This is a genomic window from Pseudomonas sp. FJ2-5-13, assembly GCF_029201605.1.
Lineage (GTDB): Bacteria > Pseudomonadota > Gammaproteobacteria > Pseudomonadales > Pseudomonadaceae > Aquipseudomonas > Aquipseudomonas lactis.
The window spans coordinates 2,431,403-2,445,118 of sequence record NZ_CP104045.1; the positions used below are offsets into that span (position 1 = coordinate 2,431,403).

Consider the following 13,716-nt stretch of genomic DNA (forward strand, 5'->3'; position numbering starts at 1 on the left):
TCACTTTGGGAATGCGGTAAATGGCCGAGTCGGATTGTTTCTATCAAATCTGATCTCTGCTCTGTCCATATTTTCAATGTACTTAGGGTCGTTTAAGTTTCGGTGGTTAGGCTTGTAGCCTCGTCCGGCTCCGGGTAGCTCGACTATAACCACAGGGTTACCCCTTCTATCAAAACCTGTAGGAAGTGGTGAATCGCCCTGCATCCTGCCCATGGCTTTATTTATAGCATTAAGCTGCATCACCCAGGTTTTAAATTGAGAGCTGGAATTGATAGCTTCTCTCTCCCCAGTGGTCGGATTTGTTCCATCAATAGATCGTTGCCTTAAAGCGTTATCTGGTATCTCTGGGCTATGCTTTTCAACCGAATGCATATCATATTCCTGCTCCCAACCCAGCACTTTTCGTTTTGCATTTGCCTCTACCAGTTCATCTATTCTCGCCTGTCGCTGAGTACGCCCCAGTTGAGGTAAAGCGGGCGCGCCTTCATTTACACTAGGCTTCGGAAGAATAGGAGGAGCGTTAGGCTTGCATTGGTCACCTGGGCAGGTACTTAAGCCTAATGGATCCACCCACCCTGTAGGGTTTGGCACGTACTGGTACCCATTGATCCCACCCGCCAACTTCACCGGATCCGGCGTCAGATAGCGACCAATATCCGGATTGTAGTAGCGATGGCGGTTGTAGTGCAGGCCGCTTTCCTGATCGAAATACTGACCCTGAAAGCGCAGCGGGTTGTCGATGTTGCCTACGTCGAGCCGGGCGATCTGGCCGTAGGCGCGGTAGTGGGCGGACCAGACGATTTTGCCTTCGGGGTTGGTGAGTTCCTGCGGAGTGCCGAGGTGGTCGAGTTGGTAGTGGTAGGGCGTTGTGGCCTGTGGGCCGAAGCCTTCCAGCAGCGCCAGTGGGCGGAAGCTGTCGGGTTCGTAGAGGTAGCTGCGATGGCAGTCAGCATGGTGCTCGGCAATCAGCTTGTCGCCTTGCCAGAAAAACTCGGTGGTCTTGCCGTCGACGGTTTTGCTGATGCGCCGCCCAAACGGGTCATAGCGATAGCTGGCGGTTTGGCCGTTTGGTTGGGTGATGCCGATCAGCCGATGCTGGCAGTCGTAGCGGTATTCGGTGATGAGTTGCTGGCCTTTGCCGCGCCGTTCGCGGATGAGGTTGCCAAAGGCGTCGTAGTCGTAATGGCGGTCGCCCTGGATCATCAGACGATTCGCCGCGACGATGTCTGGACCGGGACGGTCTTGCATCAGCAGGTTGCCGGCGGGGTTGTGGCCGAAGCGTTCCTGTATGTCTTGGGAATGGTCGGCGCGGGTCAGGCGGGCGAGGGGGTCGTAGTGGTAGCAGTGCTCGCCTTTGCGGGTGTCGAGCAGGCGAGTGAGGTTGCCGGCTTTGTCGTAGTCGTATTGGCGTTGGTAGAGGTGGTTCTGTTGCTGGGTCACCGCATGGGCATGCAGGCGGTGTTGATCGTCGTAGTGGTAGTGGCTGAGCAGTTGGCCTTGCTGGCGCTGGTGTTCGCGGCCGCTGTTGAAGAGATGTGAGGTGAGCACTTCTCCGTTGAGTTCGACGGTGGCGAGGTGGCCGCCTTTGTCGTGGTTGAAGGTGATGCGGTTGTTGTCCGGCAGGCGCAGGTTTTTCAGTTGCCCGCAGGCGTCGTAGCCGTAGCGCAGGGTGCCCCAGCCTTGGTGTTCGGCGGTGAGGCGGTTTTGGCGGTCGTATTCGTAGGCCAACGCCCAGTGGCCGTCGTCGACGCTGAGCAGGTTGCCCTGGCGGTCGTAGGCGTAGTCGACAACGCTGGCATCGGGCAGGGTTTTTCTTACGAGGCGTCCGGCGTGGTCGCGCTCGTAACGGGTGATTAGCTGACTGTCATCGTCGCCGTATTCGGTCTTTTCCAGCAGGTTGCCGTTGAGGTCGTAGGCATACGCGGTGCGCTGGCCGTCGAAGCCGGTTTCCTGGCGGATCAGGCCGTTGGGGTGGTAGTCGAGTTGGTAGGTTTCGCCGGCTTCGTTTTCGATCTCGGTGAGCAGCAGCCGGGCGTTGTCGTAGCGGTACTTGACCTGGGTGCCGTCGGCGTTGAGGCGGCGGCTGATCAGGTGCAGGCCGTCTGCGTATTCGTAGCGGGTGACGTGGCCGAGTTCATCGCGTTCGGCGATGATTTTGCCGTAGGGATTGTAGCTGAATTCGCGGGTGGCGCCGCCTGGCAAGACGAGGCGAATCAACCTACCGACGCTGTCCCATTCATAAACGGTCTGTGCGCCATGCTCATCCTCACGGGCAACCTGTCGCCCCAAGTCGTCATAGCGATAACGCTTGATCCCACCATGGGGCAATTGCTCCTCAAGCAACTGCCCACGCTCGTTCCACACCAGCCGATGACAACTGCTGTCCGGGTACCAAATCCCGGTCAGTTGCCCATGTTTGTTGTAGCTGTAGTCAGTCGAATGGCCATCCGGGTCTGTCTTGCGGATGACATCGCCTTGGTCATTACGCTCATATTTCCAGACCGCCTCCCCACGGCGCACAACCCGTACGAAGCCATTGTCATGCTCGTAGGACGTCGGCTCATCATCCCCCGGAAACAGCGCCACCAGGCGTCCGGCGTCGTCATACTGATAGGCCGTCACCGCGCCCATCGGGTCTTGCTCGACGGTCAGCCGGCCTTGATCGTCGTAGGATTTGAAATGCGTGGCGCCATCAGGATCGACGCGCTGCACCAACCGCGCCCTCTGATCATGGACATACACCTCCTGGCTACTATCGGCGTTATGCACCGTGACACGCCCGTCATCGCCCCAGGCATAACGCGTGTCCATCTGCGAAAAACTCGCCCAATGCCGCACACATCGCGCCGCCTTGCCAGCGTGTTCCCATTCCCAAAAGAAACTCGCCCCACCGGCCAGTTGGCGTTCAAGAATGACGTGCTGATCGTCATACCGATAACGCTCGCTTTCCCCGACAGCATTGGTCGCGCAAACCAGTCGTCCAGCTTCGTCATAGGCGTAGGAAACAACGTTCTGCTCGGTCTCCCACACGTAGGGCTCACGCCCTTTGGCGCGATGCACCTGGTAGTCCACCGCGACGATGCGATCCAGCTCATAACGCAAAAGCAGCGAACGGCCCGCACCGTTATCCAGCCGCTCAATCCGCCCTGAACGATCCCGGCAAAGGCGCAGCCGGTTGTCATACGCATCGCTGATCGAGACCAGTACGCCATCGCGAAAGTGATAGAAGCGCGAGGCCTGGGCCAGCACTAACTCATCAGGAGCCGAGCCCAAGTAGATCGCTGCTTCCGCCAGGCTATTGGTGATCGCGGGTCGGGCAGATGTGGGCAAGGGCAGGGTAGTCGAGCGGTTCTCATGGTCGGTCCACACCACCGAATCGCCCGACACACAAAGCCTGTGCGCCAGCGCATGACTCCAGCCAAACCCCAACCCGCAATCCACATCCACCGCACTGGTGCGATACAGCCGCGTCCACTCAAACGGCAAAACCCCGTCCAGCGCGCCATCGGTGAGGGTGAGCAATTCTTCCCCGGTGACCATCGACACCGGGCAACCGTGAGTGACCGTTTTATCCGCAGAAGCCGCCGCATCTCCTTTGGGATTTGAAGCCACAGCCGGTACATCATCCACATGCTCTTTCTGCGTCAGCACCGCGTTCTGCCGCGCCCGCCAGCGCATCTGCATCGTGCCTTGCTTCAGCCCACCCACCACCCCGCGAACCGCCACCGCTTTGTAGCGGTCCACCGCCTGCATGAACTTCGTGAGGGGCGTCAGCACACCGGTCACGAAGCCCACGGCTGACTGAAGCACCCACGCACCGTACTTGACCAGGCGCATACTCAAATACGCCACGCCCGCTGCCGGCAGCGCGATGGTCAACACCACGCCAATCACCAGGTCAATCAGCAGCGACACCATAAAACCGGCGGCTGCTTGTGCGACTTCACTGGGCGGTAACGCCTCCAGCCAGATCATGGCGGTGCGCAGTAACAGGTACAGCGCCGCCTCATCACTGGCCAGCAACATCGCCTGTTCCATGACCTTGGGCGCATCAGTGGCGATTTGCGCCAACCTGGCCGCCTCGCTACCCAGTTGCTCGACGTACTTGAGCGGGTCTTCAAGCATCGCCTGCACCTGCTTGATGCTGTCCCACGCGTCACGGATCGCTGCCCAACTGCCGGCCAGCACGCCGTTGCCAATCGCGCTGGCGGTGGATTGCTGCCAGTGTGGCTTGAAGCCTTGCCACTGCTCGCGCAGCCATTGCTCCAGATCCGCTGTCAGCCCCGCATAGGAAGCAAACAAGGCGTCGACTTGCTGCGCTGAAACACCGCCTTGAACCCTCACCTGATAACGCCCGCCAGCGGCGCAGTCGTGGGAACCTTCGCCGTGCTCGTCGAGCAGGATGACTCTGGAACTGCCGTCATCCAGCCCGATCACCTCAACCGGGATATTGCCGATCGGCACGTCGTACGCTGACTCGAACCTGCTCTGGATCTTCAGCACACCACCCGCCGGACAGCGGGTCACGGTGGAAAAATCCGTATCGCCAAGACTCACCGACTGCTGCGCATCCCCAGCCCGCAACACCCGATCCATACCCAGCAACGACGGCATGTCCGCTGCATGACTGACCGTATCCAGCGCGCGCGAATACCAGGCGCCCATCTGCTGGCGGTACTCCGCCAGGCTCTGATGGAAACCATCCAGCTCGTGTTCGATAAAGGTAATTTGGGCTGCTTGGGTCATCCGCGGCGGCTCCCCACGGGGGAGGGCCAGGTAACCAAGGCACTCACAGGAGAAACCATCTGCAATCCCTCGCACTGTTTGATCAGGCGAGGGACTTTGCAGAGGTTTACAGGGGAGGGGAGTAGCGCTTATCCGGCCGTTACGTGGGACATTTCAGCAACCTTGTCGCGCAGTACCAAGCTGCACAGCGCTGGCAAGAACAACAGCGTCAACACCGTGCCCACCAACACCCCGCCAATCAGCACATAGGCCAGGGACGACCAGAACACCGACAACGTCAACGGAATAAACGCCAACGCCGCCGCCAGTGCCGTAAGGATCACCGGTCGGGCACGCCGCACCGTGGCTTCGATAATGGCCTCGCGAATCGCCATGCCGTGGTCCTGGTTCTGGCGGATCTGGTCGGTGAATATCAGCGTGTTGCGCATCAGAATGCCGCCGATGCCAATCAGGCCCAGGATCGCGTTAAAGCCGAACGGCTGGTTGAACAACAACAAGGTGGGCACTGCGCCGATCAGGCCCAAAGGCGCGGTAGCGAACACCATGAACATCACGCCAAAGGAGCGCACCTGGAACATGATCACCGTGAGGGTCAGCAGGATCATGATCGGGAACAGCGCCGCCAGGGCGACGTTGGCCTTGGCGCTTTCCTCAACCGGGCCGCCGATGTCGATTTTGTAACCGCTGGGCAGCTTGGCGATCAGCGGTTGCAGGTCTTTGTACACGGCCATTTCCACGTCGGGCGGTTGTACGCCGTCGATGATGTCGGCGCGCACTTCCACGGTGGTGGCGCGGTCGCGGCGCTTGAGGATCGGCTCTTCCATTACCGCCTGGAAATGCCCGACCTGGGCCAATGGCACCGAGGTGCCGGCGCTGTTGGTCAGGGTCATGTTGTTGAGGTTGCCCAGGTCTTCACGCTGGCTGCCCTGGGCACGGGCCACCACCGACACGGTGCGGTTGCCTTCGCGCACTTCGGTGATCGGGTTGCCGCTGAGCAAAGCGTTGAGTTGGGACTTGACCTCGTCCGGCGTGAACCCCAGCAGGCGCAAGCGATCCTGATCCAGCACCAGGCGATAACCGCTGGCACGTTCGCCCCATTCGAGGAAGGTGTCGCGGGTCAGCTTGTTGCCGGCCACCACCTGACGCACGTCTTCAGACAACCCACGCAGCACATTCAGGTCCGGCCCGGAAACGCGGAACACCACCGGGAACGGCACTGGCGGGCCGAAGACGAGCTGTGTGACCCGAACCCGCGCCGAAGGGAATTCGCCTGCCGCAATGCGCTCACGCATCCGCAGTTTCAGTGCGTCGCGGGCGTGGGAATCCGGCGTTTGCACGATCAACTTGGCAAACGCCGGGTCCGGCATTTCGGGGTTCAACGACAGGAAAAACCGTGGTGCGCCGCCGCCCACATAGGTGTCGACCATGCTCGTCTGGGGTTCCTGCAACAGCGCCTTCTCCACCTGAGCCGCTACGGCCTCGGTGCTTTTGAACGCGCTGCCGGGCGGCATATACACTTCCAGAATCAGCTCCGAGCGGTCGGAATCGGGGAAGAACTGTTTCTTCACCACGGCCATGCCCAGGCCACACAGCACAAACGCGGCCACCACCAACCCTGTCACCAGCCAGCGCCTACGCACGCAGGCCTCCACCAGGCCGCGCAGTTTCTGGTAGTAGCGCCCGGCATAAATCGCATCATGCCCGCCGGGCACTGGCTTGATCTGCGGTAGCATCTTTACGCCCAGGTAAGGCGTGAACACCACCGCAACCAGCCACGACGAAATCAATGCAAACCCGACGATCCAGAAGATATTGCCGGCGTACTCGCCGGCACCGGAGCGCGCAAACCCCACCGGCAAAAAGCCAATGATGGTCACCAGCGTACCGGTGAGCATGGGCGCGGCGGTGGAGCTCCAGGCATAGGTCGCCGCGTGAATGCGGTCAAACCCTTCTTCAAGTTTCACCACCATCATCTCGATGGCGATGATGGCGTCGTCCACCAGCAAACCCAGGGAGATGATCAGCGCGCCGAGGGTGACGCGGTCGAATTCACGGCCCGTGACCAGCATGATCACAAACACGATCGACAGGGTCAGCGGCACGGCGGCCGCCACCACCAGCCCCACGCGAAAGCCCAGGGCCAACAGGCTGATCAGCATCACCACCGCCAGGGCGACGAAGAACTTGAGCATGAATTCATTGACTGCCAGGCTGATGTTCTTCGCCTGGTCGGACACCTTGGCGAAATTCACGCCCAGGGGCAGGTCGGCCTGGATCCGCGCTTCTTCGGCGTGCAGGCTCTTGTCCAGTTCAAGACCGTTCCAGTGCTTCTCCATGATCACGCCCAGCATCAGCGCCGGGTCGCCCTGGTGGCGGATGCGGTAACTGGGCGGGTCTTCATAACCCCGGCTCACGGTGGCCACATCGGCGATGCGCAATACGCGGCCATTGACTTGCAGGGGCACATTCTCGATCAGGGCCAGGCTGTCGAACGCGCCGTCGATGCGGATATAGGCGCGGGCACCCGCCGTTTCGACGAAGCCTGAGGGCGCCACGGCGTTTTGTGCGGCGAGGGCGGCGAAAATCTGTTCGGGCTTGATGCCCAGGGTCGCCAGGCGCTCATAGGAAAACTCCACAAACACACGCTGGGCCTGTTCGCCGAGGATATTGACCTTCTTCACCCCGGGCAGGTTGAGCAGGCCCTGACGCAATTGCTCGGCCATTTGCACTTGCTGGCGGTGGGGCAGGTGTTCGGCTTCCAGGGCATACAACGCAAAGTACACATCGGAATATTCATCATTGAAAAACGGCCCGATCACGCCCTTGGGCAATTGCGCGGCTTCGTCGCTGAGCTTTTTGCGCGTCTGATAGAACAGCGCCTGGATCTCGCTCGGGCGGGTGGATTCGAGGAAGGTCATGCGCATCGACACAAAGCCCGGCTGGGCGATGGTCTCGACGCGGTCGTAGTAGTCCAGCTCTTGCAGGCGTTTTTCCAGGCGGTCGGCCACTTGCTCCTGCATCTCCTGGGCGGTGGCACCGGGCCAGGCAGCGGTGATGGTCATGACCTTGACGGTAAACGAAGGGTCTTCGGCGCGGCCCAGCTTGCCGAACGCGAAGACCCCGGCAACGAGGATCGCAATCAGCAAAAACAGGGTGACGGCGCGGTGTTTGACGGCCAGTTCGGAGAGGTTGATCCCGCGCATACTCATTGATCCTGCTGACGGTTGAGGGCCAGCGCCTGGGCGGGCAGCAAGCGCACCGTGTCGCCGCTGTGCAGCAGGTGGGCGCCAAGGGCGACGATGGTTTGGCCGGGTGTTACGCCGCTGTCGAGCAAGGCGTCTTCCTGGCCGAGGCTGGCGACTTTCACCGGGGCGAAGCTGATCTTTTGGTCATCGCCAATCAGCCAGACGCCCGTGCCTTGCCCCGCATCCTGCAAGGCGCCAATGGGCACGCGGGTTTGCAGAGGCTGGCCGTTGCCTTGCAGGCGCACGGTGATGGTGGAGCCGAGGGCGAAACGCTCGACCGAACCCTGCAGCACATAACGTGCGCGGTAGGTGCGGGTGACCGGGTCGGCGCTGGCGGACAGCTCGCGTAGGGTGGCGGTCACGGCCTGGTCCGCTGCGCCGAAGGGGAGTGCCAAGGCTTTTTGCGCGGCCAGGTCGCGCTGGTTTTCCGGCAAGTTGACGATGGCTTCACGGGCACCGTCATGGGCCAGGCGCGCGACGATTTGCCCCTCGGCCACCACTTGGCCGCGATCGGCCAGCACGTCGGTGATGATGCCATCGCCATCGGCCTTGAGTACCGAATAAGTGCGGCGGTTTTCGATCTGGCTGGCGTCCGATTGCGCCGCGGCCAGTTCGGCCTGGGCAACGCGCAGGTTGGTGGCCGACTGGTCGAAGATCTGCCGCGACACCGCGCCGGTACTGGCCAGGCGCTGGTAACGGTTTTCATCGTCACGACGCTGGCGCAGTTGCGCCTCGGCGGCGTTGACGCGGTTCTTGGCCGAACGCAGCGCCAGTTCGAAGTCGCCGATATCCAGCACCAACAGGGTGTCGCCACGGGAGACATGCTGGCCGGGGTCGACCTTGCGCTCGATCACCTTGCCGCTGACCCGAAAGCCCAGGTTGCTTTCAGTGCGAGCCGCCACCACGCCGGTGTAGGCACTTTGCTGGGTGCCGGCTGCTTCGACTTTGGCGGCAAGTACCGGACGTGAAACGGGCGCCTCGGCAGTATCGGCCTTGCTGTTGCAGCCATTGAGAATCATCAGCAGAGCCAGGGGCGTGAGAAGACGCAGGGGGAGAGGGGGCATGGCAAACTCCGGAAACCATTGTGCAAAAAATTACGGGCGTAATTTTCTGCTTATATTATGGTTGAAATATAAATTAATCCAGCCCCCGATAATCCCAGTCAGCTATGCGCAGATCTCCTGTGGGCTTGTTCGCGAAAGCGGAGTGCCAGTCACTGATGAGTCAACCGAACCATCTACACATTTTTGTAGGTTGTAGCAGCCAACGGTAACCACGATGCGAAGCGAGCCGCTCTTGATCTTGATCTGCTTTTGATCTCAAGCGCCCCGTCAAACCACGCTGGCCGGAATTCGACAGGGATTTGGGGGGTAAACCGGCAGGGATGCCGGTTTAGCCGCCCCGCGCCATGGATGGCGCGGGGCGGCGGCCCCCCAAATCACTGGCGGATTACGGGCACACCGAGCCAAGGCGAGGTGCCGAGTGGTGGGGCAAGAGCCCTTTTGGTTACTTTTGGGGCTCTTTTCCAAAAGTGACCCGCTGTCAGAGCGGAACCCTAAGTGGCCGTTACCGCAGCAATGGCTATGTACACAATCCAACTGTGTTGACTGTCAGACCGCCTTCGCGAGCAAGCCCGCTCCCACAGTTGGATTGCGGGGGTGTCAGGTACATAGGTGTAGGCTGGCAGGCCGTCATCGCAGGCAAGCCAGCTCCCACAGGTTGATCGCGGGGTGTCAGGTAGATAGGCGTCGGCTGTCGCAGGCCCGCTCCCACAGGTTAAAGCATTGTTCTATATGTAGAACGATCAGGGCCATTTTTACCGGCTAGTGTTCAAGGGTGAGACGATTTAAGGTGTACTCACTTTGGAGGTACACCATGAAAAAGCTGATTGGTATCTACACCAGCCCCCGCGCCCACTGGGTCGGCGATGGCTTCCCGGTACGCACGTTGTTTTCCTACGACACCATGGGCAAGCACATCAGCCCATTCCTGTTGCTGGATCACGCAGGCCCCGCCGAATTCACCCCCACCGAACAGCGCCGTGGCGTCGGCCAACACCCGCACCGCGGCTTTGAAACCGTGACCATCGTCTACGACGGCGAAGTCGAGCACCGCGATTCCACCGGTGCCGGCGGCAAGATCGGCCCAGGCGATGTGCAGTGGATGACGGCGGCCAAGGGCATTCTTCACGAGGAGTTTCACTCCCAAGACTTCGCCCGTCGCGGCGGCGCACTGGAGATGGTGCAACTGTGGGTCAACCTGCCGGCCAAGGACAAAATGGCGGATGCCGGTTACCAGACCATCGTCGATGGCGACATTCCGGTGCTGCCACTGGCGAACGACGCCGGCCAACTACGCCTGATCGCCGGGCAATTTGCCGGTACTCAAGGTCCGGCCCGCACCTTCACGCCTATAGACGTGTGGGACTTGCGCCTCAACGCCGGTAAAGCAGTCACGCTGGACCTGCACGCCGGGCGTAACACCGCCTTGGTGGTGCTCAGCGGCACGTTGTTGATCAACGGCGAAGAGGTCGCACGCCAAGGGCAATTGGCGCTGTTCGAGCGCGACGGTAAGCAACTGACCCTGGAGTCCAACGACGACGCCAAGGTGCTGCTGCTCAGCGGCGAACCCATCGACGAGCCCATCGTCGGCCACGGTCCGTTCGTGATGAACACCGAGCAGGAGATTCACCAGGCGTTTGCCGACTTCCAGTCGGGCAAATTCGGGCAGATGCACGCCTGACGATTCACCGCAAACCCCTGTAGGAGCGAGCTTGCTCGCGAAGAACTTCAACATACCGCGTTCAATCAGACAGCACGCGTCATCGTTGTGGTTTTTCGCGAGCAAGCTCGCTCCTACATTTTGTTTCCAGGGTTCTGATTTCATGCGATCTTCTCGGCATTCGCCCTGGAGTCGCCTGGATGCCCTCATTTATCGCTGATCACCCGATGCTGTGCGCCGTGGCGTTGATCCTGATCGACATCGCCGTGTGGCGCCTTATTTCACCCAACCTGGCCAACTGGAAACTCGCGGCACGGCTGGTGATTTTCGCGGTGTTCAGCGCCGTGCTGTTCAACGACGGCATGAACCCCATGCAAGCGGCGCCCTATGCCGATGACACCACCCTGCACCTGGCCGCCACGGCGCTGCAGATCGGCTGGTGGTTGTTCGCCGCGCGCACCCTCACGGTGTTGCTTGGCGCGGTGATGATGCAGCGGGTCGGCCATACCGGGCGTTTGTTGCAGGACCTGATGGGCGCAGTGATTTTCCTCATTGCGATCATCGCCGCCATGGCCTACGTGCTCGACCTGCCGGTCAAGGGCGTGCTGGCCACCTCCGGCGCCGTGGCAATCATCGTCGGCCTGGCCTTGCAAAGCACCCTGAGCGATGTGTTTTCCGGGATCGTCCTCAATACCACCAAGCCTTACCAGATCGATGACTGGATCTCCATCGACGGCACCGAAGGCCGTGTTACGGATATCGACTGGCGCGCCACGCGCCTGCAAACCTCCCAGGGCAGCCTGGCGGTGATCCCCAACTCACTGGCGGCCAAGGCCAAGATCATCAACTTCTCGCGCCCGGCAGACATGTTCGGCCTGGCGGTCAGCCTGCAAGTCAGCCCCCACGCGCGCCCCCAAACCGTGATCGAAGCCCTGGAGCGTGCGATGCAGGGCTGCCGGCCGTTGCTGGCCCAGCCGGCGCCCAGCGTCGCGTTCAAGGCATCCACCGGCAGTGGCGTGGAATATGAGATCAGCGGCTTTGTGCCGGCCATGGGCCTCAAGCGCGAAACCCGCAACCAGCTTTACGACCTGGCCTACCGGCATTTGCAGGCGGCGGGTGTGGGGCTGTTGTCCGCCACCGAAGGCAGCACGCCGCCTGCGGTGTCTGGCGCCCGCGCTTTGCTGGAGCGCTCGACGATCTTCTCGACCTTGCGCCAGGACGAAAAAGACACCTTCAGCCAGAACATGACCCTGCACACCTACCGCGCCGGTGAGATGATCCTGGCGGCGGGGGAGGTCAGCGATCACCTGTTCATCATCGAGTCCGGCGTGGTCTCGGTGCTGTTGATCAAGGACGGGCACAAGTTCGAGGCTGGGCGCATGGGCCCTGGGGAGGTGATCGGTGAGTCCGGCATCCTCTCCGACCAGGCGGCGCTGGCGGATTTCTCGGCCAAGACCTACTGCACGCTCTACCGCATCGAAAATGAATACCTCAAGCCGTGCCTGGACGCCCGGCATGATATTGGTGAAGCCATGAAGGCGCTGCTGGATTTCCGCCGCCATGCCGCCCAGGCCCTGACCGAAGACGCACCCGTGGTGCCGGTGAAGAAGGGCTTCATACAGTGGCTGAGGAACCGTGGCCTGTAGATTGGTCACCTGTTCTTCGCCCGGATTGGCTATTTCTCCAGGACGCCGGGGTGACTAACCTGCTCACCAATCCCACTGTCCTGGAGCAACACCATGCAAACCCGTACCGATTTCTACACCGCTTCCCCAGACGCTATGAAAGCCATGCTCGCCCTGGAAGCGGCAGTCGGCAAACTCTCCATCGAACTGCCACTGCTGGAACTGGTGCGCCTGCGCGTCTCGCAGATCAATGGCTGCGCGTTCTGTCTGGACATGCACACCGCCGATGCCCGCAAGGGCGGCGAAACCGAGCGCCGCCTGTACACCGTGTCGGCCTGGCGTGAAACCCCGTTCTTCACCCCACGCGAGCGCGCTGCCCTGGCCTGGGCCGAAAGCCTGACCCTGCTCAGCCAGACCCACGCCCCGGATGAAGACTTCGACGCACTGGCCGCCCAGTTCAGCCCCCAGGAACAAGTGGACCTGAGCGTCGCCATCGCCACTATCAACAGCTGGAACCGCCTGGCAGTGGGCTTTCGCAAGATGCCCAAGTAAGCCCGTCAGTTGGCTTTGAAATAGCTTCGCGGCGTGGTGCCGGTCATGCCTTTGAAAAAGGCGATCAGTGCACTGTCGCTGGCAAAGCCCAGTTCAAAGGCGCAGTAGCTCAGGCTGCGCCCGATGGCAAGCAGTTCGATCATGCGCATCAGACGCCACTGTTGGCGCCATTGCTGATACCCCAGGCCGGTTTCCTTGAGGAAAATCCGGCCGATGGTCTTGGTGCTGGCGCCAATGTGCTGTTCCAGGTCCTGCAGCGTGGGGGGCAAGCGGTCAAGCTGGGCCAGCAGCGGCGCCAGGCGCTTGTCCCGTGGCAACGGCAACAGGAAGGGTTGCGCCGCCGCGTGGCGGATTTCATCCAGGCACAGCCCGAGCAAATGGGCATAGCGACCTGCCTGCCAGTCGGTCTCGAACGGCGCCAGGGCCATGGGTTCCAGCACTGCCCTGAGCAAGGCACTCACTTGGATCACCCGCACCTGGGCCGGCAATTGCTCGGCCAGGGCCGCACTCACATACACCGACCGATAATCCACCGCCTGCTGCATCACCGCACGATGGGGCAGGCCGCCGGGGATCCAGGCTGCGCGGCTAGGTGGCAACAGGCACAGTTGATTGTCCAGGGTGATGCGCGTGCAACCTTGCTGGGTGAACAACAGTTGCCCGCGCTGGTGCACATGCAGGCCCGAATCGTGATTGCCCAGCACCGCCGCGATGCCGATCACGGGCGCTGCGAAGGCATCGGGGTTGAAAGACGCGGTAGCGGCAAGCCAGGCCATGGGTTGTCCGATTTGATGGATAAAGTGTCGAAGTCCGGATAATAGCCCAGC

General features: G+C 61.3%; 7 protein-coding genes. 3 read left to right on the plus strand and 4 right to left on the minus strand.

Features of this window, described 5'->3' with window-relative positions; all coding sequences use genetic code 11:
- The 3 genes from N2A98_RS10790 to N2A98_RS10800 all read right to left on the minus strand — a co-directional run bounded on the left by N2A98_RS10790 (position 1) and on the right by N2A98_RS10800 (position 9,055).
- Complete coding sequence (locus N2A98_RS10790) at positions 1-4,746, minus strand: RHS repeat-associated core domain-containing protein (RefSeq protein WP_275623398.1); 4,746 nt, start codon at positions 4,744-4,746, stop codon at positions 1-3.
- A 128-nt stretch (positions 4,747-4,874) separates the two neighbouring features.
- The gene (locus N2A98_RS10795) at positions 4,875-7,949 is read right to left on the minus strand and encodes an efflux RND transporter permease subunit (RefSeq protein WP_275623399.1); all 3,075 of its coding nucleotides are present in this window, start codon (positions 7,947-7,949) and stop codon (positions 4,875-4,877) included.
- Positions 7,950-7,951: 2 nt separating this feature from the next.
- Positions 7,952-9,055, minus strand: a complete 1,104-nt coding sequence (locus N2A98_RS10800; RefSeq protein ID WP_275623400.1) for an efflux RND transporter periplasmic adaptor subunit — start codon at positions 9,053-9,055, stop codon at positions 7,952-7,954.
- 811 nt (positions 9,056-9,866) lie between these two features.
- Between N2A98_RS10800 and N2A98_RS10805 the strand changes: the two genes are divergently transcribed.
- The 3 genes from N2A98_RS10805 (at position 9,867) to N2A98_RS10815 (ending at position 12,889) form a co-directional block, all read left to right on the plus strand.
- On the plus strand, positions 9,867-10,733 hold the full coding sequence (locus N2A98_RS10805) for a pirin family protein (RefSeq protein ID WP_275623401.1): 867 nt from the start codon (positions 9,867-9,869) through the stop codon (positions 10,731-10,733).
- Positions 10,734-10,912: 179 nt separating this feature from the next.
- The gene (locus tag N2A98_RS10810; RefSeq protein WP_275623402.1) at positions 10,913-12,358 is read left to right on the plus strand and encodes a mechanosensitive ion channel family protein; all 1,446 of its coding nucleotides are present in this window, start codon (positions 10,913-10,915) and stop codon (positions 12,356-12,358) included.
- 93 nt (positions 12,359-12,451) lie between these two features.
- Positions 12,452-12,889: a carboxymuconolactone decarboxylase family protein gene (locus tag N2A98_RS10815; RefSeq protein WP_003190655.1), complete on the plus strand. Its 438-nt coding sequence runs from the start codon at positions 12,452-12,454 to the stop codon at positions 12,887-12,889.
- 5 nt (positions 12,890-12,894) lie between these two features.
- Here the strand turns inward: N2A98_RS10815 and N2A98_RS10820 are convergent, their stop codons facing one another.
- On the minus strand, positions 12,895-13,665 hold the full coding sequence (locus tag N2A98_RS10820; RefSeq protein WP_275623403.1) for a helix-turn-helix transcriptional regulator: 771 nt from the start codon (positions 13,663-13,665) through the stop codon (positions 12,895-12,897).
- Positions 13,666-13,716 lie beyond the last annotated feature (51 nt).

Bases quoted from the DNA above. Each gene is read 5' to 3' on its own strand.
- N2A98_RS10810 (WP_275623402.1), top strand. From the start codon at position 10,913: ATGCCCTCATTTATCGCTGATCACCCGATGCTGTGCGCCGTGGCGTTG.
- N2A98_RS10790 (WP_275623398.1), bottom strand. From the start codon at position 4,746: ATGACCCAAGCAGCCCAAATTACCTTTATCGAACACGAGCTGGATGGT.
- N2A98_RS10805 (WP_275623401.1), top strand. From the start codon at position 9,867: ATGAAAAAGCTGATTGGTATCTACACCAGCCCCCGCGCCCACTGGGTC.
- N2A98_RS10820 (WP_275623403.1), bottom strand. From the start codon at position 13,665: ATGGCCTGGCTTGCCGCTACCGCGTCTTTCAACCCCGATGCCTTCGCA.
- N2A98_RS10800 (WP_275623400.1), bottom strand. From the start codon at position 9,055: ATGCCCCCTCTCCCCCTGCGTCTTCTCACGCCCCTGGCTCTGCTGATG.
- N2A98_RS10815 (WP_003190655.1), top strand. From the start codon at position 12,452: ATGCAAACCCGTACCGATTTCTACACCGCTTCCCCAGACGCTATGAAA.
- N2A98_RS10795 (WP_275623399.1), bottom strand. From the start codon at position 7,949: ATGCGCGGGATCAACCTCTCCGAACTGGCCGTCAAACACCGCGCCGTC.